A 20,603-nucleotide genomic window follows, 5' to 3' on the forward strand; every position below is an offset into this window, starting at 1 on the left:
AATGAAAACATCGATCGTGCTCGGGCTCGGCAGCAGCGTGGACTACGAAATCGCCTGGTCGTCCCACGTGATCGAGGATCTCGTCACGAGCTATGGCATCAGTGCCGAGGAGATCGGGAACACAATGCCTATCGTCGACGAGCGGAGTCTGGTGCTGTCCGTGCTCAGGTACTTCCGGCGGGGCACTGGGGGAGAGCGGCACGTTGCCTCCCCCAACGCCTTGGAAACGTTCGCCTCGCGGTTTCCACGCAAGGTGACGCTGGGAGGAACCGGTGTGCGGGCCGGGCTCGCCCTTGCGCGTCTCGGCCTGCCGTCGACACTCCATCTGGTCAGCGTGAACGAACACTTCAGGCGACTGCTTCCTGCGGAGTGTTCGTGGATCACCAGCGCTGGGCACGACTCGATCGAGCCGCACGTGATCGTGCAGTGGGAGGAGGGGGCGCGAGTCCGGGTCGGTGACACCCAGCTCGTCGCACCCTTCCCCAACCGCCTCATCTATGTCAACGACCCGCCGAACGCCGACATGCGCCTCAGCCCGGACCTGCCACGGATGCTCGCCGAAGCGCACATCGTCCTGCTGTCCGGCTTGAACGCCATGCAGGACGAGGCGGTGCTGGCTGACAGGCTCACGGAACTGCGATCAGCGCTGGACGCGTTGCCCCAGAGCGCCTTCGTGTACTACGAGGATGCGGGGTTCCACAGACCTGCCTTGAGCGCTCTCGTGCGCGCCGCGTTGCTCGACCGGATCGACGTCTACGGAATGAACGAGGACGAGATGCAAGCGCACCTCGGGCGCGGGGTCGACCTACTGGATCCGCTCGCGGTGCTGAAAGCATTGGAGGACCTCGCCGTCGTCATTCCGGCCCGGACGCTCGTGGTGCACACGAAGTACTGGGCACTGGCCGCCGGAAAACACGCCGAGCGGTGCGCCCCTGCGCTCGCTGGAGGCATAGCCATGGCAAGCACGCGTTACCGCTACGGCGACGACTTCACCGTGGAGCAGTACGCAGGAACCGCAGACCTGCCGCTCAACGAAGTGGGGGCGGCTCTGGCTGCCGCGATCTCCGGTCCAGGCCTTCGCGCCGTTGCGGCTCGGGCTATCTCGGTCCCTACACCTACCACCGTCGGTCTCGGGGACTCGTTTGTCGGTGGATTCCTTGGCGCCCTCGCCACAGAAGGAGCATCAGCGTGGACTTGATCGTTCTGCCATCCAATCGCCCGCCAGACCGCTTCTACCGAGGAGGCCGCCAGATCACCGACTTCCGTGGAGAACCGCCAGCCGCCAGCCACGAGCCCGAGGACTGGATCGCGTCCACAACCTCGGTGTTCGGCGAGCCGGGTGTCGGCATCACCACGCTTCCGAACGGCGTTCCGATGCCCACAGCGATCGAAAATGATCCGCAGGGATGGCTGGGGGCCGAGCACCTGGCCGTCTTCGGGCCGGATACCCGATTGCTTGTTAAGCTGCTCGACGCCGGCCAACGCCTGCCCGTTCACGCCCACCCCGACGGGAACTTCGCCGCCAAGCACCTAGGCCACGCTCACGGCAAGGCCGAGGCGTGGTACATCCTCCGAGGAGGCACGGTGCACCTTGGCCTTCACGGAGAAATGGAAGGCGCGGAACTGCGCGATCTAGTGGAGCGGCAGGACTCCGCGAGCCTACTGAGCCTCCTGAACCCCATCGACGTCGCACCCGGTGACGCCGTATTCGTCCCACCAGGCCAGCTGCACGCCATCGGCGATGGCATATTCCTCCTCGAAGTGCAGGAACCCGAAGACCTTTCGATCGTGCTCGAATGGAGAGACTTCGATCTCGACGGTTCCGCAAAGGGGCATCTCGGGCTCGGCTTCGATCTGGCGCTCAATGCGGTGTCGCACCGGCACCTTGAGAAGGAGGATCTCGACAAATTGGTTGTCCGGGGCCCAAGGGCAGGATCAGTGCTGCCCCAAGCGGCGGATCCATACTTCCGCATCGAGCGAATAGTCGTAGACGGGCGGCAAGAGATCGCCCCGGGCTTCACGGTTCTGGTTGCAGTGCAGGGGGACCTCGCCGCCGCCGGGGAGGCGATGCCTGCCGGACGCACAGCTATCGCGCCCCACTCCATCGGACCGATCGCGGTCAGCGGCCACGGCGAGCTGCTGGTGTGCCGACCCCCGACGCCAGAGCATCGAGCGTAACGCTCGTTGCCGGAGTTGGCGGCTCCGCCAGGCCACGCCAGGCCCGGCGCGGCCCGGCGCGGCCCGGCCCGGCGCGGCCTGGGCTGGGCCAGAATGCCATCTCCGTCGGGCGTCGCGTGTGCCGAGCACCGCGAGTTCAGTTGCGCACAAGGTTCCTCAGCAGCTTGAGTGCGACGGAGATCGAATGGATGTCCACCGGACCGGGCTGGGTGACTTCGGCGAAGGTGTCCTTGATCCGCGCGAGCTGTTCTTGGTGCCCGCGTTCCCACTCCGCGATCCGTTCCGTGGAGTCGGCGCGCATGGGACCGCTGCTACGTGTTGTCTTGAGAACCGAGATGGTCATGTCGGCCACGGCGGAATAGACATCGTCCCGCAGGGCAGCCCTGGCGAGGGTCTCCCATCGGTTCTGCACTGGAAGGTCGGTGATCCTCAGAAGCAACTTCAGGGCCCCGATGCGCTGGAATGCGGTGGAATAGAGGTCGGCAATTCGCTCCATGGGCTCATTGATCTGTTCCGCAATGAGTGAGATATCCAACAAAGTGAAGCTCAGGACGACCTCAAACGCGCGTCCCGCAATGTCCGGCGGGATACCTATCGCCTCCCAGTGGGCCAGCAGGTCCTGCCCGAGGTCGATGTCGTCGCCGCGCAAATAGACCGCGGTTCGGTTCTGCCGGAGGTTCATGACCGGCATGATCCTGCCGAGTGCCTGTTCCACTGGCTGGTCCCGGTGGTCATGGGTCATGTACCACCGCGTCCCGCGGTCCAACATCCTGCGAACATACAAGGCCAGTTCTGCCGCGTGCTCGGCCTGCACGTCGGGCGGTGGTCCGCCCATCCAATCGGCGATCCAGTGAAGATCAAAGGCCTCGCGCACTGCCACGAAGGCCCTTGCGAGAGCGGCCGCGCTCCCGGTGGTTTCCTCGATGGCCCGGAAGGCGAAGGTGATTCCTCCGAGGTCGATGATGTCGTTGGCGAGCACGGTGCAGATGATCTGCCGGCGCAAGGGGTGCGTTTGGAGTTCGGTTCCGAAGCGGTCCACGATCTGCGGAGGGAAGTAGCTGCGAAGGACACGGTCGAACCACGGGTCGTCGGCGACGTCGCTTTCGTTCAGTTCCTTGGCGAGTGCGATCTTGGCGTAGGCGGCCAGTATGCACAGTTCGGGACAAGTGAGCCCCTTGACGGCCTGAAGCCGGGCACGGAGTTGCTCCGTGGTGGGTAATGCCTCGCGAACCCGGTCCAGGTCGGTGGCTCTTTCCAGCCAGTCCATGGTGCGTTCGAAGCCCGGGCTCCAGTTGAGGTCGAAACCCGGGCTCCAGTTCTGTACCAGGGCGCGGTCGTTCACGAGCAGGACGTTCTGGTCGCGGTTGTTCTGCAGCACCAGGCGTCCGACGTCGTCGCTGAGCGAGTGCAGGAAGCCGGCGCGTTCGCCGGCGGCCATTGTGCCTGCCGCGATCATGCGGTCGATGAAGATCTTGATGTTGACCTCGTGGTCGGAGCAGTCCACGCCGGCGGAGTTGTCAGTGGCGTCGGTGTTCAGCAGGACTCCGTTCAGGGCAGCCTCCACCCGTCCCCGTTGGGTCATCCCGAGGTTGCCGCCTTCGACCACAGTCCTTGCCCGGAGTTCGTTGCCGTTGATCCGGATCGGATCGTTGGCTTTGTCGCCCACCTCCGTGTTGGTTTCGGCGGAGGCCTTGACGTAGGTTCCGATCCCGCCGTTGTACATGAGGTCCACCGGTGCCCGCAGGATCGCCTGGATCAGCTCGGGCGGAGTCATCGCCGTCGTCGGCGTCAGCCCCAGGGCCGAACGCACCTGGGGGCTGATGCCGATTGATTTGGCGGCGCGCGGGTGCACTCCGCCGCCGGTGCTGATCAGACCGGGGTTGTAGTCGGACCAGGAGGAGCGGGGCAGATTGAAGAGCCGGCGTCGTTCCTCGAGGGAGGACGCCGCGTCAGGGGCGGGGTCCAGGAAGATGTGCCGGTGGTCGAAGGCGGCCACGAGCCGGATATGGTCCGAGAGGAGCATGCCGTTGCCGAACACGTCCCCGCTCATGTCGCCGATGCCAACTACGGTGAAGTCTTCGCGCTTGGAGTCGATCCCGAGTTCGCTGAGGTGCTGTTTCGCCGACTCCCAGGCGCCCCGGGCGGTGATGCCCATCTGCTTGTGGTCGTAGCCCACGGAGCCGCCTGCCGCGAACGCGTCGCCGAGCCAGAAGCCGTACTCCTTGGCCACCTCGTTGGCGATGTCGGAGAACGCCGCGGTGCCTTTATCGGCAGCCACCACGAGGTAGTAGTCGTCGTCATCGTGCCGTACCACGTTCGGCGGCGGGACGACGCGCCCCACCTGGCCACCTGCGCCGCGGGCGGCAGGGGAGACGGCGACGTCGGGCGGGGCCAGGTTGTCTGTGACATCGAGGAGCCCGCGGAGGAAGTCCTTGTAGCTCTGTACGCCTTCCTCGAGCCACGCTGCGCGGTCCGCTATGGGATCAGGCAGATGCTTCGCGTAGAAGCCGCCTTTTGCGCCGGTCGGAACGATTACCGAGTTCTTGACGATCTGGACCTTGGCGAGCCCGAGGACTTCGGTGCGGAAATCTTCGCGCCGGTCCGACCATCTCAGGCCCCCGCGGGCCACCGGCCCGAAGCGAAGGTGCACGCCTTCGACCCGGGGCGAGTAGACCCAGATTTCGAACTTCGGACGTGGGTACGGGGCCCCGGGAAGGCGGGCGGGCTGGAGCTTGAAGCTCAAGTACGGCCGGTTGCGGTAGAAGTTTGTCCGTGTTGTTGCTTCGATGAGGTTCAGGAAGGTCCGCAGCAGGCGGTCAGCGTCCAGGGACGCGACTGCGTCGATCGCCTCGGCCACCGCTGTGCGGGCGGCCCTCGTGTCCCGGAGCCGCTGTGTGATGCCCAGCCCTGGATGGAAGCGGGCTCGGAAGAGGCTCAGCAGCGCGTCGGTCGCCGTCGCGTTGGCCAGGAGCGAGTCCGCGATGAAGTCGTACGAGTTGGTGGTTCCCAGCTGTTGGAGGTATTTGACGTAGCCGCGGAGGATCGCGACCTGCCGCCATTCCGTGCCTTCCTGCAGGACCAAGGCCTCGAAGCGGTCTGATTCGGTGTCCCCGCGCATGGCCGCTCCGAACGCATCCGCGAGCAGGGAGCTTGTTTGAGTAGGATCCACGCCCGACGGGTACGTGACGCCCAGATCGTAGAGAAACAGCGGCAGAGTCTTGCCGCGCATGATCTCGAAGGGGCGCTGGTTGAGTACCTGGAGGCCGAGGTTGTGCAGGAACGGCAGGATCTGCGTCAGGCTTCGGGCACGGGTGAGGTAGAGGCGAATCCGGGTGTCCTCGGCGTGCATGGTATCGGTACGGGCACGGACAGCCAGTACGGGGTCGTTCAGGGGTCGTCCGCCGGTGCCATCCAGATCGTATTGTTCAAACCTCTCGATGTCTTCAACGGCATCTTCGACCTCGAAATCTGCCCGGTAGCTTGCAGGGAAGGCATCGCTCCAGAGCACGGACAGCCTTGTGGCTTGTTCGGCGGGCATGCGTTCGCGCAGGGCTTCGTCGAGTCCTTCGGCCCATGTCCGCGTGGCATTGATGAGTGTCCGCTCCAGTGCAGCGGGGTCGATGGACTCTGGTTTTGCGCCGGCGGGCAGAAGGACGCGGAAGAAGATGCGCGCCATGTGGGATTCGGTGAGTCGGATCTCGGACTCAAGCGATGAGCCCTTCGAGGCATCTTTGAGCTCCTGTTCAATCCTGAGCCGCACGGCGGTGTTGTAGCGGCGGCGCGGAAGTAACATCAGCGCGGTCATGAAAGGGGCGTGGTTGTCGACGCGCACGAGCAGCTTTGTCTCATGGCTTTCGTGGACCCGCAGGATGTCGGCCGCCAGCCGAGTCAATTCGTCTTCCTCGATGTCGAACAATTCCGCGAGAGGGAAAGACTCAAGCGCGGCCAGCAGTTTCTTCTCGTCGCTTGACCCAGGAGCGAAGCCGAGCCGGTCACGCACGCTGGAAGCCTTGTCTCGGATCACCGGAATGCGGCCTACCGACTGATCCGCCGTTCCACGGGCGAAAACGCCCACAAACCTCCGCTCCCCGCCGACGACCCCGGTAGTACTGAACATCGGGAGACGGATTTCGTCCAGGTAGCAGGGTTCTGGAACCGAGGACCGAAGACCGGACGTGTAGAGCGCGAGTACCTGTGGTCCCCTCATCGCATACTCGTCTGAGTTGAGCGGGGGATCTTGCCTGCGCAGAAGGCCAAGGGCAGTGCCTGGACGGAGGCGAAGGGCCCGCTCATCCTTCCCTGCTGTCAACCCATATTCGGAGTATCCCAAGAAGATGAAGTTTCCCCGGTTGAGCCACTCCAGAAGCTCCTTGAGTTGTTCGGGTGACGGCACGCAACCGGGCGGGAAGGCAGTCAAGGAGTCGCGTGCAGCGGCCATCTGTTCCTGCAACGCAGGGGAGTCCTCGGTGACTGCACGGACATCGGCAAGAACCCCCTGGATATTCGCGATCACGTCCGCGCCGTTCGAGGATCTCGGCAGCCGGCCAATTTCAACCGCAACCCAGGTCTCCCTGGCGCCGGAATCGGGCAACTCGGAGCCAAGTCCCGCGCGCTGAGGTGCCTGGCGGAGCTCGAGCAGCTCATGGGTTGCAGGATCCCGAAGGACCTGGAACGAGGGATGGACGAGCAGCCGGACCGTCGCTCCTTCGCGGGCGAGCTCCGCGGTCACGGCGTGAACCACCTGCAGTGCGCCTTCGGCCACCACGAACACCACGCTGGCATGTGGTTCGTTGAGGACATCCACCCGTGACGTCCCCGGAGGCAGCGCCGAGGCGAGCACAAGATGGTGCCGTGCCCGACGCTCCAAAGTTTCACCGGCGTAGGCGAGGAGCTCCTCAGGATCCACATTCTCGTAATAGTCCGCGAGGAAACGATCGTCCGCCTGGCCGGGCCCACTCGGTGCCGAGTGCTCCGCTGGCTCAGATTTTCCGGACATGCCTTACGCCTCCAACACGCGGGACCGCCTCCATTTACGCCTCAGAAAATGGAATCCTCACGCCTGATTTCATGATGTCTCGCTCTTCTCGCCCCGTCCATAGGGGTGGAACAAACGCCCGGTAGGGCAGGGCCCACGCCGGCTGTGCGACCGTGTACTTGCAGGATCCTGGATGATGACAATGGACAGGTCTGGGTGTGTGGATGTAAGGATCGGTTATGCGCCTGATGCTCCTCGATACGGCCTCGCTCTACTTTCGCGCCTTCTTCGGCGTACCCGATTCGATCCGCCGCGCCGATGGCACCCCGGTGAACGCCGTTCGCGGCCTGCTGGACATGATCGCGCGGCTCACCACGGACTATGGGGCGACGCATCTGGTGGCGTGCTGGGACGAGGACTGGCGTCCGCAGTGGCGGGCGGATCTCATCCCGACGTACAAGTCGCATCGGGTCGCGGAGGCGGTACCGGGTGCCCCCGACGTCGAAGTGGTGCCGGACGGCCTGAAGGTGCAGGTTCCCATGATCCGTCGTGTGCTCGGCCTCGCGGGCATCGCCGTCGTCGGGGCTGCCGCGTATGAAGCGGACGACGTCATCGGCACCTACGCGAGCCACGCGGAGCTTCCTGTCGACGTCGTGACGGGTGACCGCGATCTGTTCCAGGTGGTCGACGACGCCCGCGAGGTGCGGGTCATCTACACGGCGAGAGGCATGAGGAACCTCGAGACCGTGACCGATGCCGTCGTCGTGGGCAAGTATCGTGTGCTGCCGGAGCAGTACGCCGATTTCGCGACGCTGCGCGGCGACGCCTCCGACGGGCTGCCGGGCGTCGCCGGTATCGGCGAAAAGACGGCGGCGTCGTTGCTCGCGGCGTACGGCACGCTCGACGGGTTGCTCGCGGCCGCCGTGGATCCAAGCAGCGGGTTGTCCGCGCCCGTGAGATCTAAACTCGCCGCCTCCGCCGATTACCTGGCGGTTGCGCCCGTTGTTGTGAACGTCGTGCGCGACCTCGCGCTGCCCACTCTCGATGAGGCCGGAGCGCTGTTGCATCCCGTCGTCGGGGACTCACGCGTTGAACTAGAACGTCTGGCTACCGACTGGAACCTCGGCGGCTCGGTGAAACGATTGCTCGACGCTTTCGAACTCAGTCAGTGAGAGGGACACCAGCCCTGTGACATGATCGCCGCTGTCCACAAGTCAGTGGGCTGGTGGAACTGTGATGGTGCGTTCTGTGGCTCGCAGGTTGAGCGTGAGCGCGGCCAGCGCGAGCATTTCGAGCCCGGTCCATGCGAGCGTCCCGCCCCAAATTTCAGGGGAGAAGCTGAGCGCCCGGTCGTGGAGTGCCACGCCAGCAAAGTACGGGGCCCAGAACACGACCGGGGAGAGGCCTATCGCGGTCATGAGCCTTGCCTGACGGTCCGGAGTCGGTCGCACCATGGCCCACACCACACCAACGAGGACGGCACCGACGAGCGCCACCGGCACGAGCCAGGCGTCCCGCAGCGCGACCATGGTCTGCAGGGCTACGGAGGGGAGCAGCGCCATGGCCACGGGCACCGCGGCGTGCAGGCGCCAACGCAGCGACAGCAAGAGGACTGGCATGAAGAGCGTGGCCGTTGAGACGAAGAACGATGCCAAAGAGACCACGATGCTCGACGACGTCGGAATTGTCACCGCGGGCTGCGCCCCGGCGGCGCCGCTGTATGTCTGGATGAGCCCATGGCGCGCGAAGACCGCGAACTCTTGCAGGATGAACGCCGCAACCATGCCAGAGAGCATGGCGCTCACGACGGCGGGCATCAGCCGTTGCCATGAGGGCTCGGGTGAGTGCCATGCTGCGGAGAACGGCGCGCCGAGGATGAGGAAGCCGCCGGTTGCGAGTCCCAGATGGGACGGGCTGAATAGCGCCTTGAGGCCTTGCTCAATGCCGAACACCGAATGCCAGGCGAAGTCGGCCGCCCCGGAGACGAGGAAGCGGAGGACCCCGGCTGCCGCGGCCCCGTAGCCGGCGGGGATCGCTTCCGTCCACCGTGTGCCGGGGGCGTGCTCCACAGTAGGTCTCGCCGCCTAACGCGGCGAGAGGTTGGCACTTCCGCTTGGTCAGGGCACAGATCTTAGGGCTTGGTTCCGTAGATGAATTCCTTGGCGTGCGCGACGGCTTTCCGGAACGCGTCGTTGCGGAGGGTGGCTTGCTCGGGGTTCTTGGGGTCGGTTTCGAGGTAGTTGGTGTAGCCGGGCCGGAGGATCCAGATATCGCCGGCCGGGGGCAGGTAGAACACCCCGAAGGATCGGTGCCGGGGGTCCTCGGTCCAGATGGGGACGACTGCGACCGCGGCTCCGGTGTCGGTGTTGATCCATTGGGCCCGCGGCATGGGTTGTTCGTGGGTTTCGGGGTCCAGGAACGGTGCTGTTCCTTTGCCCCACCGTTTTTCGAATCGTTCGTAGAACGCGGGCATCAACTGGCTATCGTAAGGGCGCCAGGTGCTCATGGAGGCTCCTTGGTTATTTGTGGTTTCGGGGGGCAGCCGGCCAGTGCGGGATCTGCCGGATCAACGTGTAGCCGGGCGGGGCAGACGCGCCCGGCAGCCACGCCTGCGTGGGGCGGGACTGTCCGGTGGGTTCCCAGTGCACCGGTCCGATCAGCAGCGAGGCGGCGGGAAACAGCGGGCCTTGCGGCCGTGCCAAGGCTTCCCGGGGCTGCGGTGGGGTTGGAGCGGGCCGTGGGTGGTCCCTTTCGTAGGCTGCCCGCTTTTCCGCGTTGCCGAGGATGGCGTAGGCATTCATGACGTCCTGCAGCTCCTTCTGCGATTCGGGCGCAGTCGGGCCGGGTCCGGTGCCGTGTTCGCGGGCCGGCCGGGTGTCGGGGTGCCGGCCGCGCATGAGCGTGCGGTAGGCGCGGCCCACCTCACGCGCCGTGGCGGCGGGGCTGATGTGCAGGATCTGGTACGGGTCCGGGCCGTTGGTCTTCATCGTTGGCGGTGCCTTTGTGTTCACATGGGCGGGGGCGGGGATGGTCCCCGGTCCGTTCGGCCGGGGACCATCGGTGCGGGAGTCATCCTTCGGGCCTCATATCGGTGCGCTACCCGCGCGGTGGCGTGGTCTGTGGATCCATCGCCCTCATTCCACAACGAGCCCCTCCGGAGCTCCCGGTCCGGTAGGCTCCAGGCCGGTCTCAGGCACTGATCTCCTGGCGCTGGTTCGCCGCAGTTTCGATCTCGATGCGGCGCGGCTTTGCCTTTTCCGCCACCGGGATCCGTAGGGTCAGGACCCCGCCGTCGTAGCTTGCCTTGACGCCGTTGGTGTCCAGCGCGTCGCCGAGGATGAGCTGGCGGCTGAAGACGCCGCGGGGGCGTTCGGAGGCGATAAGTTCCGTATCCTCGCCGACGGGGTCCGGGCGTTCGGCTTTGACGGTCAGCACGTTTTGTTCGACGTCGATGTCCACCGAGTCAACGGTGACCCCGGGAAGGTCGAAGGCGACCACGAAGTCGTCCCCTTCCCGCCAGGCGTCCATCGGCATTACCGCGGGCCGTGCCGTGGTGCCGAGTACCTGCTGGGCCAGTCGGTCGAATTCGCGGAACGGATCCGTTCGCATCAGCATGGTGTGTCACTCCTTGCAGATCGCAGCTTACTTCCTTGTAAACCCAGCCGATCTATATCGGCTGATGTATATTTTTTATAGCACTGGGCACGAAGCAGGGCAAGCGGAAATTGGCGTAGATTTTGGAGGTACCCGATGGGGCTGGCCGAGGATCGGGGGCGGGGTGTCTACGCGATTTCCGTCGCGGCCGAGTTGGTGGGCATGGGGCAGCAGAATCTGCGTCTCTACGAACGCAAAGGCTTGCTGGAACCGGGCCGGACCCTGGGGGGGACCCGCCAGTACAGCGAGGACGATCTCGTGACATTGCGGCGGATCGGTGAGCTGCTGGATCTGGGCTTGAACCTGGCAGGTATACGGATGGTCCTGGTTCTGGAAGCCGATAACCGGCGCCTAGAGAAGGATCTCACGGAGGCCCGGTCCACGACCCCGATCTGGGGCGACGAGCCCGAACACTCGGGGATTCCGATGAGATGGCCAACGCCGCCGCAACCGGCCTCATGAGGAGATCTCCAATCGCGGGGCGGGGGTCACCCGCCGGGGTTGACTGCGAAGCCGGCGGTCAGAGCGGCCAACCCGAGCTCGAACTCCTTCTCACCGGCGACCGCGAACGGGCTCCTGAAAGAGTTGATGTTCCGTGGGGTTCGTACCAGGTCCGTCGCGGTCACGCCTGTTTCCGCCGCCGTGCCTGCGCCGTGAGTTCGTGGGCTCCGTAGCTGTTGTCGTCCGGGTTTCTTCGATGCCGCGGACCAGGATCGAATACGGCGGCTGCTCGGTGACGAACCGTTCCAGGTTCCGTTCCCGGGATGCCCATTGGGCTTCCACGATCTGGGATCCGGAGTAGGACGAGGAACCGATGTAGCGGACCTTGCCTTGGCGGACGAGGTCGGTGAGGGCGCCGAGGGTCTCCTCGACGTCGGTGTCGGGGCTGGGCCGGTGCACCTGGTAGAGGTCGATGTAGTCGGTGTTGAGGCGGCGGAGGGAGTTCTCGACTTCGCGGATGATCCAGCGGCGGGAGCCGCCGCGCTGGTTGGGGTCCTCGCTCATGGGCATGAAGAACTTCGTGGCAAGGAACAACTCGTCACGCCGCCCGTCCAGTGCCTGCCCGACGATTTCCTCGGATACGCCGCCGGAGTAGACGTCGGCGGTGTCGATGAAGTTGATACCGGCGTCGAGGGCGCGGTGGATGATGCGGGTGGAGTCGGCGGTGTCGCTGTTGCCCCAGGGACCGAACATCATCGCGCCCAGGCATAAGGGGCTGACTTCCACGCCGGTGCGGCCGAGGGGACGGTATTCCATGGTGTTCCTTCTCTCTGTCTTAGGTCTTGGGGTTTTAGGCTTCAGGGATGACCATGGCGAAGCGCTCCGGCCGGGCTTGGTCCGGGTCCGGACCGTTGCGGTTGCCGGTGTCGAGCGCGTCGATGGCGGCTAGTTCAGCGGCACCGAGTTCGAAATCGAAGACGTCGAAGTTCTCGGCGATGCGTGCCGGGTTCGTCGATTTCGGGATGGCCGAGCGGCCCTGCTGCAGGTGCCAGCGGAGCATGACCTGGGCTGGGCTCTTGCTATGGGTCCGTGCGATGGCGGTGATGGTCTGGTCTTCCATGACGTTCCGGCGGTCCTCGCCGCCCCACCCGGGGTAGAAAGTGATCCCTCCGATCGGTGACCAGGCCTGGGTGAGGATCCCGTGCCCGGCGTCGGTGGCCTGGACGTCCGGCTGGGTGAAGTAGGGGTGCAGTTCGATCTGGTTCACGGCCGGCACGATGTTGGTCGAGGCCAGCAGCCGCTCGAGGTGGTGGGGCATGAAGTTGCTGACGCCGATCGCCCGCACGCGCCCGTCGGCGAGCAGGGTTTCCAGCGCCTTGTATGCGGCAATGGTTTTCTCGAAGCGGTCGGGTGCGGGCTGGTGCAGGATGAGCAGGTCAAGGTAGTCGACGCGGAGCTTGCCCGTCGCCTTGTCCCAGGCGTGCAGGGTGTGGTCGTAGCCGTAGTCGCTGACCCAGACCTTGGTCTCGATGAACACCTCGGAACGGTCCAGGCTCGAGCTGCGGATGCCGTCGCCGACTTCCCGCTCGTTGCCGTACGCGGCGGCGGTGTCGATGTGCCGATAGCCGGTCGTCAGCGCGGCCTCGACGGCCGCCGTCGTCTGCTCCGGGGCACTTTGGAAGACGCCCAGGCCAAGGGCGGGCATTGTGACGCCGTTATTGAGAGTAAGTTCCATGTCCATGCCTTTCACGGTATTCAGATGTTCGGGGTTCTGGGAGGGCACGTCAGTACCCCCTTGACGTGGAAGCGTTGCTGGTTCAGCGGACTTCTTGGACATGCGGCGCAGGTTCAGGTTTCATGCGTCAACGCAACCGTGATTCCTTAGGGGCCGGGAGTCAGGGGCTTTCCGGGTAACGCCAGTGCCTCCCTCGTCCCATCGACCGCGCGTAGCGTGGATGCCATGACACACAGCGACGACGTGCGGAAGTTCCTGACCTCCCGCCGAGCTAGGATCACCCCCGATGAGGCCGGGCTGCCGGTCTACGGCGGCAACCGGCGGGTTAGCGGGCTGCGCCGCGAGGAAGTCGCGATGCTCGCCGGGATGAGCATCGACTACTACATACGCCTGGAGCGGGGAAACCTCTCCGGCGCCTCGGACAGCGTCCTTGAAGCACTCGGGCGGGCATTGAAGCTCGACGACGCCGAGACGGCCCACCTGTTTGACCTGGCCCGCGCCGCCACCGCCTCCCCCCGAGTGCGGCGCAAGCGCAGCCCCCAAACGGTGCGGCCGAGCGTGCAACGCGTCATCGATGCGATCGCGGCCGCACCGGCCTGGGTCCGCAACGACCGAGGGGACGTCCTCGCCGCCAACGAACTGGGCCGCGCACTTTATCTGGACATGATGGCAGAGGGCCCCACTCCACCGAACAGCGCACGGTTTACCTTCCTGAACCCCAAAGCGCGGGAATTTTTCGCCGATTGGGAACGCAGCGCGGACGATATCGTCGCTGTTCTGAGGTCCACAGCCGGGAAAAACCCCTACGACAAGGACCTCACGGACCTGATCGGCGAACTCTCAACCCGAAGCGAGGAGTTCCGCAGCCGGTGGGCCAGGCACGACGTGAAGTACCACCGCACCGGCCGCAAACGGCTCCACCACCCGATCGTCGGGGACCTGGATCTTAGCTTCGAAGCGCTCGAGCTCCCGGCTGATTCGGGGCTGCGGATCAACGTGTACACCGCCGAGCCCGGGACCCCCTCCGAGGACGCCCTGAAAGTACTCGCCAGCTGGGCCGCCACCCAACTCGAAATCACAGCGGCCGCAGTCAAGGAGAAAAAATGAACAACCGTCCCTCCACTGTCCTGATCGTCGGCGCCATAGGCAGCATCGGCCGCCATGCCGTGGCAGAGGCGTTAAGCCAGGGTTAGCCCGTGCGCTCGTGCGCGACCAGGCTCGCGACGCCCGCCTCCTTCCGAGGGAGTCGAGGGGCCCATTTGTCCCCTGACGTGCGGACAAGAATTCCAAAACGGTCGACCCGAGCGCGGCATTGTTGCCGAAGTGATTCAAGAGCACCTCGACCTCTTAATCCGCCCGTCTACTGGAATCGCTCGGACTGACCAAACGATGTTGGACCTCGTCGGGTAGTTGACATGAAAAACCGTTTTAGCTAATGTGACTTGCACAACAAAGTGAAAAAACGTTTTGCAAAGGGGCAGGGCCGTGGGAAGAGTGGGCATCCGCGACGTAGCGAAAGCCGCACAGGTTTCAGTAACGACTGTGTCGCACGCTCTCAATGACCGGCGAGGCTCTCGCATCAGCGCCGCGACAAAGGAACACGTTCGCGCGGTCGCCGAAGACCTTGGGTACGCGCCGAACCGGCTGGCGAGCGGGCTGCGGAACAACCGCTCCTACTTGATCGGGTTGGTCAGTGACGAGATTGCGACGACTCCTTTTGCAGGCGACATGATTCTGGGGGCCCAGGATGCCGCCTATGAGCGGGGGTGCCTGCTCATGATGCTTGACGCCGGTGGCGACGGCGAGCTGGAAAAGCGCCAGGTCAGCACGCTGCTCCAACATCAGGTTGATGGCATCGTCTACGCGAGGATGTACCACCAGCGGATCGGGCTCCCGGTTGAACTGGCCGGCGTGCCGACCGTCCTCCTCGACGCCGTTTCAGCGGACGAGAAGGTGTCCTCGGTGATTCCGGATGAAGTGGAAGCCGCGCGACTCGCCGTACGTTCCCTGGTTGCCGCCGGGCACCGGCACATCGGGTTCATCAACAATCTCGATGACATTCCTGCCACCCACGGCCGCCTCCTGGGCTACCAAGAGGCTTTGAAAGAGAGCGGGATCGAATTTGATCCGGCACTGGTTGTCGCTGGAGTGCCCGAGACCAACGGGGGCAGGGCGGCCGCAATGGACGTCCTGTCCGGGCCTTCGAGGCCCACGGCCTTGTTTTGCTTCAATGACCAGATGGCCATGGGCGCATACCAAGCCGCAGGTTCCCTGGGCCTGGAGATCCCTCGGGATCTATCAGTCATTGGAATTGACAATCTCGAATTAATCGCTGCAGCCCTGTGGCCTGGCCTAACAACCATGGCACTGCCTCACTATGACATGGGGCGCTGGGCCGTGAAACAGCTCCTGAACGAGATCGAAAAGCCGGACGACGTCGAACCTGTCCAGATGATGTTCGACTGCCCGCTGGTCCAGCGCGGGTCAGTCGCACCGCCACTGCAGATCTGAAGCAGCGGCACACGCAAGTAACCTCCCTCCGCACGAAAAGGGGAGCATGGCCGCTGCAACGGCCACGCTCCCTGGGCGGAACCAAACCATCAACGCACGAATCCAACAGAAAGATTCACGGGTAATGAACACTCATTTCAAGCGGTTCCTGACCGCAAGTCTAACCGCGGCCGCCCTTGTTGGCAGCATGGCAGCCTGCGGCACAGGCGGTGGAAACTCAAAGGACGGGGCCAATGGCGAACTCACTCTCTGGACCCACAACGCCGGAAACCCGGACGAACTGGCATCCATCCAGTCGGTTGTAGACGCCTACAACCAGAGCCAGAGCAAGGTGAAGGTCAAGGTTCAGGCTTTCCCGCAGGACTCCTACAACGACTCTGTCGTCGCTGCTGCCTCCGCGAACAAACTGCCCTGCATCGTCGACATTGACGGACCGAACGTCCCCAACTGGGCATGGTCGAAATACCTTACCCCACTGAAACTCTCGGCAGATCTGTCCCAGAATTTGCCCAGCACCTTGGGTAAATGGAACGGCCAGACGTACTCGTTCGGATACTACGACGTCGCTTTGGCCATGCTGGCCCGCGCATCGGACCTGAAAGCTGCCGGCATCCGTGTGGCTACCGTGGACAAGCCTTGGACCAAAGACGAATTTGAATCCGCCCTGGCTGCGCTGAAGAGGCTGGGCAAATGGGACAACCCGCTGGACCTCGGGACGTCAGGCACAGGTGAATGGCTCCCCTATGCCTACTCACCTTTCCTGCAGTCCTTCGGCGGGGACCTGATCAACCGTAAGGACTTCCAGAGCGCAGACGGCGCGCTTAACGGTGACAAGGCAGTCGAGTGGGCAAACTGGTTCCATGGCCTCATCGCCAAGGGCTACGCCGCGCAGAAGAGCGGCAAGGATTCCACGGCAGATTTCCTGAACAACAAGAGCGCTATCGTCTACACAGGCAGCTGGGCCGCCGATAAGGCCCGTACGGCGCTGGGCGACGACCTGGTCGTCATGCCCTCAGTCGACCTGGGCAACGGACCGAAGATCGGCGGCGGATCCTGGCAGTGGGGTGTGACCACAGGCTGCAAGAACCCGGACGCAGCGATGGACTACCTCTCCTTCTCCCTCAAGCCGGAGAACATCGCCAAGGTTGCCAAGGCCACCGGCACGATTCCCGCTACCGATGCCGCCGCGGCCCTGGTACCAGGTTACGAGCCGACGGGCAAGAACCGAGTCTTCCTTGACTTCTCCAAGAAGTCTGCGGTGCTACGACCCGAAACGCCTGCCTATCCGTTCATTGCTACCGAGTTCGGCAAGGCCGCCCAAGACATCATTTCCGGTGCCGACCCGAAGCAGGTCCTTGACAAAGCCGTCAAGAACATCGATTCAAATATCAAGTCCAACAACGGCTACAAGAGCTAGCCAGCCTCCGGGGTGCCGCGTTGCTAGCTAGCAGCGCGGCACCCCGGACCGGACCACTCAGGACCACTCACGATGAACTCCTCTTCAGCTCCGGCAGCCTTGCCGGCAACCACCCCTGCCGTCCCTTCAAAGCCCTCGGCCCAGAAGCCACGCCAGCTCAGAAAATACCATCGGCGCGAACAACGCGCCGGATGGGCCATGCTCGGCCCGGCGCTGCTCCTGTTGCTACTTTTCGTCTTCGTACCAGCAATGCTCGCCTTTGGCCTGGCCTTCACCAATGCACGTCTGATTTCACCGAACCCGCCGACATTCGCCGGATTGGATAACTTCGTCCGCCTCTTCGCAGATGAAGGGTTCTACCGGTCCCTCCTGAACGTGGCGTACTTCGCAGTCATCGTGGTGCCGCTGCAGGCCGGTGTTGCGCTGATCATGGCACTGCTGGTCAATGCAAAGGTCCGCGGAGTCAACTTCTTCCGCACCGTGTATTTCCTACCCGTAGTCACCTCCATGGTGGTCGTATCGCTCTTGTGGCTGTTCATCTACCGTCAGGACGGCCTGCTCAACGAAATCATCACCAAGCTGACCTTCGGAGCAGTTCATGGCCCGGACTGGTTGAACAACACCGCCACGGCAATGCCGGCCATCATCCTGATGTCGGTGTGGCAGGGCGCAGGGTTCCACATGATCATCTGGCTTTCAGGGCTCCAGACCATTTCAGCCGAGCTCTACGAAGCCGCCGACATTGACGGCGTTGGCCGGTGGCAGCGGTTCCGGTACATCACCTGGCCAGGCCTGTCTTCCACCCGGAGCCTGATCCTGATCACCATCACGATCCAGGCGCTCAGCCTGTTCACACAAATCAACGTGATGACTCAAGGCGGGCCGCTGGATTCGACGACGACGATCGTCTACCAGGCTGTCCGTGCCGGATTCAAACAGCAGGAAACCTCCTACGCCTCCGCGATTTCCCTAGTTTTCTTCGCGCTCGTCCTCATCATCTCCGGAGTACAGCGCTACCTCACCCGAGAGAAGTCCTAACATGGCCACCACTCTAGAGCGCACCAGCCGGCGGGCCGGGGCCCGTTCAACTTCACCGAACCCCCGGCGGCTGCGCGGCATCGGCGGCTGGATTGGCCGGATCCTCCTAGGCATCGTCTTTGCCTTCCCTTTGCTGTTCATGTTCGTATCTTCGCTGAAGCCGGACCAGCAGATTTTCGGGGATCTATCCTCGATTGCCGCCTTCCTGCCGGTGGGCAATCTCTCGTTTGACAACTACGGGGCAGTGTTTGACCGGGTGCCCGCCGCCAGGTTCCTGATCAACTCCATCGGCATCTCCGCCGTGACCGTCATTCTGGGGGTCTTGATCAACAGCCTCGCGGCATTCGCCCTGTCGCGCATGAGGGTCCGAGGCAAAGGAATCATCCTGACGCTCATCATCGCCACACTCATCGTGCCGTTCGAAACACTGGCGCTTCCCCTGGTCTGGTGGGTCAACCAGCTGCCCACGCTCGAGCTCGACGGCTTCAACCTGTCACTGACCACCGGATGGCTGGACACCTACCAGGTGCAGATCATCCCGTTCGTGGCCAACGCGTTCTCCATCTACCTCTTCCACCAGTACTTCGACTCGATTCCCAAGGAACTAGACGAGGCAGCCCGCGTGGACGGGGCCAGCTGGTTCAAGATCTACCGCAAGATTGTCATGCCGCTCTCCGGGCCGGCCATCGCCACGGTCTCCATCTTGACTTTCCTCCCGGCGTGGAACTCCTACCTGTGGCCCCTCATGGTCGTCCAAAGCGAAGAACTGCGCCCCGTCATGATCGGCGTCCAGTACTTCTTCCAGCTCAACGTCTCCTGGGGCCAGGTCATGGCCTACTCGTCAATGATCACCCTGCCGGTAGTCGCCTTGTTCATCGCGTTCCAGCGCTCTTTCGTAAACAGCATCGCCTCAAGCGGCGTCAAAGGCTAAGCAAGAAATCCTCAAGGCGAGGAGCGCTGCTCCTGCCAGTCTCAAGGGTCTCAACGGGCCCCTGAGACTGGCAGTTGCGCCCGGTCACCTCCGCTGCGCCTTGAAATTCTCAGCACCCAGGCCAGCCAGCCTCCCGCCGTCGGCACCCCGAAGACAAGTCGGCATCCCGAACACAATACAGAAGCGAGATTCAAACCCCATGACCGCCGTGACCGCCACGACCCCCGATGCTTTCCGGCCTGCGCTGCACTACGCCGCCCGCAGCACCTGGCTGAACGACCCCAACGGCCTAATTTTCCATGAGGGCCTTTACCACCTCTACTACCAGAACAACCCCGAAGACAACGTGTGGGGAAACATGTCTTGGGGCCACGCCACATCGGCGGACCTTGTGACATGGACGGAGCAACCGGTAGCGATTCCTTGCGACGAGCAGGAAGACATCTATTCCGGCAGCATCGTGTTCGACCGGTACAACACCAGCGGATTCGGCACTGAGTCAAGGCCCGCTCTCGTGGCCATCTACACCAGCGCCTTCAAACCTGCGTCGGAGCACAATGGCGTACAGGCCCAGTCCCTCGCATACAGCCAGGACGGCGGCTACACCTGGACCAAATACGCCGGCAACCCGGTGTTGAACCGCGGTTCCGCCGAATTCCGCGACCCGAAGGTCTTTCGCTACGAATCGGGGACCACAAGCTACTGGGTGATGGTTGCTGTTGAAGCACTGGACTTCAAAGTCGTCTTCTACAGTTCCCCCGACCTCAAAAACTGGGAGTTTCTGAGCAGCTTCGGCCCGGCGAATGCTACCGGCGGCGTATGGGAATGCCCCGATCTCTTTCCACTGCTGGTTGATGGTGATCCGGACAACGTGAAATGGGTCCTGACAGTAAACCTCAATCCCGGCGGACCCAACAGCGGTTCCGCCGGGCAGTACTTCGTGGGAGATTTCGACGGCGTGACGTTCACCTCCTCTTCGACGGTCACCGAAGGCGCGCACGACCCGGCCAGACTAGGGGAGTACCAATGGCTCGATTGGGGGCGCGACTACTACGCGGCGGTCTCATTCAGCGACGTTCCCGACGGGCGCCGGCTCATGATTGCGTGGATGAACAACTGGGAGTACGCCAACGAGATTCCCACCTCACCGTGGCGCAGCCCCATGTCCCTCGTCCGCGAAGTGTCCCTGCAGGGCGTGGACGGAGCGCCTCGACTCGTGCAGCACGTTGCACGGGAGCTGACGTCGCTCGGTTCCGGAGATCCCACGTTCACGGTCGGTGCCTGTGAAATAGCCGAAGGCGAACACATCATGGACGGTGCCGCCGGGAGCGTCCAGCGGATCGAGGCAAACCTCGCGCCTGGAACAGCCGAAGAGTTCGGGGTCATCGTCCGCGGAAACGGAACTCGGGGGACCCGTATCGGGATTCGGCCCGCTGAAGGCCGCATCGTTGTCGACCGCCGGGAATCCGGTCAAACAGACTTCCACGAATCGTTCGCTTCGATCGACTCGGCCCCCGTCCAGCCAAGCGGCAATTCTTATGATGTCACCATCTACGTGGACCGTTGCTCCGTCGAGGTTTTCGCCCAGGGAGGCCGGGTCACCCTGTCCGAGCTGATCTTCCCGACCTGCACCAGCACCGACTTTTCCGTCTACGCATCAGGCGGCACGGCAACGATTAACAGCCTCAAGATCACTCACTTGGCATGACCGCAGAACGCGAAG

Annotated in this window: 16 protein-coding genes and 1 pseudogene; 10 read left to right on the plus strand and 7 right to left on the minus strand. The window is 63.8% G+C overall.

Annotation, left to right across the window (positions count from 1 at the left end; genetic code table 11):
* Nucleotide 1 precedes the first annotated feature (1 nt).
* Together HNP00_RS00235 and HNP00_RS00240 are read left to right on the plus strand one after the other, a co-directional pair.
* Nucleotides 2–1,198, plus strand: a complete 1,197-nt coding sequence (locus tag HNP00_RS00235) for an ADP-dependent glucokinase/phosphofructokinase (protein ID WP_184734703.1) — start codon at nucleotides 2–4, stop codon at nucleotides 1,196–1,198.
* Nucleotides 1,189–2,178, plus strand: a complete 990-nt coding sequence (locus tag HNP00_RS00240) for a class I mannose-6-phosphate isomerase (RefSeq protein ID WP_184734705.1) — start codon at nucleotides 1,189–1,191, stop codon at nucleotides 2,176–2,178. The genes HNP00_RS00235 and HNP00_RS00240 overlap by 10 nt, the downstream gene beginning before the upstream one ends.
* A gap of 136 nt (nucleotides 2,179–2,314) precedes the next feature.
* Here HNP00_RS00240 and HNP00_RS00245 read toward each other — a convergent pair whose 3' ends face one another.
* Nucleotides 2,315–7,174 carry an NAD-glutamate dehydrogenase gene (locus HNP00_RS00245; protein WP_184734707.1) on the minus strand — a complete coding sequence of 1,620 codons (4,860 nt, stop codon included), beginning with the start codon at nucleotides 7,172–7,174 and terminating at the stop codon, nucleotides 2,315–2,317.
* A gap of 227 nt (nucleotides 7,175–7,401) precedes the next feature.
* Here HNP00_RS00245 and HNP00_RS00250 point away from each other — a divergent pair, with 227 nt between their 5' ends.
* The gene (locus HNP00_RS00250; protein ID WP_184735600.1) at nucleotides 7,402–8,325 is read left to right on the plus strand and encodes a 5'-3' exonuclease; all 924 of its coding nucleotides are present in this window, start codon (nucleotides 7,402–7,404) and stop codon (nucleotides 8,323–8,325) included.
* 42 nt (nucleotides 8,326–8,367) lie between these two features.
* Here the strand turns inward: HNP00_RS00250 and HNP00_RS00255 are convergent, their stop codons facing one another.
* The 4 genes from HNP00_RS00255 to HNP00_RS00270 form a co-directional block, all read right to left on the minus strand.
* Complete coding sequence (locus tag HNP00_RS00255; RefSeq protein WP_184734709.1) at nucleotides 8,368–9,222, minus strand: hypothetical protein; 855 nt, start codon at nucleotides 9,220–9,222, stop codon at nucleotides 8,368–8,370.
* 62 nt (nucleotides 9,223–9,284) lie between these two features.
* Nucleotides 9,285–9,659, minus strand: a complete 375-nt coding sequence (locus HNP00_RS00260) for a hypothetical protein (RefSeq protein ID WP_184734712.1) — start codon at nucleotides 9,657–9,659, stop codon at nucleotides 9,285–9,287.
* Nucleotides 9,660–9,672: 13 nt separating this feature from the next.
* Nucleotides 9,673–10,140 (minus strand): J domain-containing protein, encoded by a 468-nt coding sequence (locus HNP00_RS00265; RefSeq protein WP_184734714.1) that lies wholly within the window; start codon nucleotides 10,138–10,140, stop codon nucleotides 9,673–9,675.
* Between the two features lie 202 nt (nucleotides 10,141–10,342).
* Nucleotides 10,343–10,768, minus strand: coding sequence for an Hsp20/alpha crystallin family protein (locus HNP00_RS00270; RefSeq protein ID WP_184734716.1), 426 nt, complete (start codon nucleotides 10,766–10,768; stop codon nucleotides 10,343–10,345).
* A gap of 135 nt (nucleotides 10,769–10,903) precedes the next feature.
* Here HNP00_RS00270 and HNP00_RS00275 point away from each other — a divergent pair, with 135 nt between their 5' ends.
* Nucleotides 10,904–11,269, plus strand: coding sequence for a MerR family transcriptional regulator (locus HNP00_RS00275; RefSeq protein WP_184734718.1), 366 nt, complete (start codon nucleotides 10,904–10,906; stop codon nucleotides 11,267–11,269).
* Nucleotides 11,270–11,440: 171 nt separating this feature from the next.
* Here HNP00_RS00275 and HNP00_RS00280 read toward each other — a convergent pair.
* Together HNP00_RS00280 and HNP00_RS00285 are read right to left on the minus strand one after the other, a co-directional pair.
* Nucleotides 11,441–12,064 (minus strand): annotated as a pseudogene (locus tag HNP00_RS00280) (aldo/keto reductase); the annotation flags it as partial.
* 34 nt (nucleotides 12,065–12,098) lie between these two features.
* A complete protein-coding gene (locus tag HNP00_RS00285) occupies nucleotides 12,099–12,983 on the minus strand; it encodes an aldo/keto reductase (protein WP_184734720.1) in 885 nt (294 codons plus the stop codon).
* Nucleotides 12,984–13,208: 225 nt separating this feature from the next.
* On the opposite strand from HNP00_RS00285, the gene HNP00_RS00290 reads away from it, so the two are divergent.
* The 6 genes from HNP00_RS00290 (at nucleotide 13,209) to HNP00_RS00315 (ending at nucleotide 20,588) form a co-directional block, all read left to right on the plus strand.
* A complete protein-coding gene (locus tag HNP00_RS00290) occupies nucleotides 13,209–14,090 on the plus strand; it encodes a helix-turn-helix transcriptional regulator (RefSeq protein ID WP_184734722.1) in 882 nt (293 codons plus the stop codon).
* Between the two features lie 387 nt (nucleotides 14,091–14,477).
* Nucleotides 14,478–15,494 carry a LacI family DNA-binding transcriptional regulator gene (locus HNP00_RS00295; protein WP_311770480.1) on the plus strand — a complete coding sequence of 339 codons (1,017 nt, stop codon included), beginning with the start codon at nucleotides 14,478–14,480 and terminating at the stop codon, nucleotides 15,492–15,494.
* Between the two features lie 124 nt (nucleotides 15,495–15,618).
* Nucleotides 15,619–16,911: a sugar ABC transporter substrate-binding protein gene (locus HNP00_RS00300; protein ID WP_184734726.1), complete on the plus strand. Its 1,293-nt coding sequence runs from the start codon at nucleotides 15,619–15,621 to the stop codon at nucleotides 16,909–16,911.
* A 72-nt stretch (nucleotides 16,912–16,983) separates the two neighbouring features.
* On the plus strand, nucleotides 16,984–17,949 hold the full coding sequence (locus tag HNP00_RS00305) for a carbohydrate ABC transporter permease (protein ID WP_184734728.1): 966 nt from the start codon (nucleotides 16,984–16,986) through the stop codon (nucleotides 17,947–17,949).
* A gap of 1 nt (nucleotide 17,950) precedes the next feature.
* Nucleotides 17,951–18,880 carry a carbohydrate ABC transporter permease gene (locus HNP00_RS00310; protein WP_184734730.1) on the plus strand — a complete coding sequence of 310 codons (930 nt, stop codon included), beginning with the start codon at nucleotides 17,951–17,953 and terminating at the stop codon, nucleotides 18,878–18,880.
* 199 nt (nucleotides 18,881–19,079) lie between these two features.
* Nucleotides 19,080–20,588 carry a glycoside hydrolase family 32 protein gene (locus HNP00_RS00315; RefSeq protein ID WP_184734732.1) on the plus strand — a complete coding sequence of 503 codons (1,509 nt, stop codon included), beginning with the start codon at nucleotides 19,080–19,082 and terminating at the stop codon, nucleotides 20,586–20,588.
* The last annotated feature ends 15 nt before the right edge of the window (nucleotides 20,589–20,603 follow it).

The organism is Arthrobacter sp. AZCC_0090 (assembly GCF_014207375.1).
Lineage (GTDB): Bacteria > Actinomycetota > Actinomycetes > Actinomycetales > Micrococcaceae > Arthrobacter.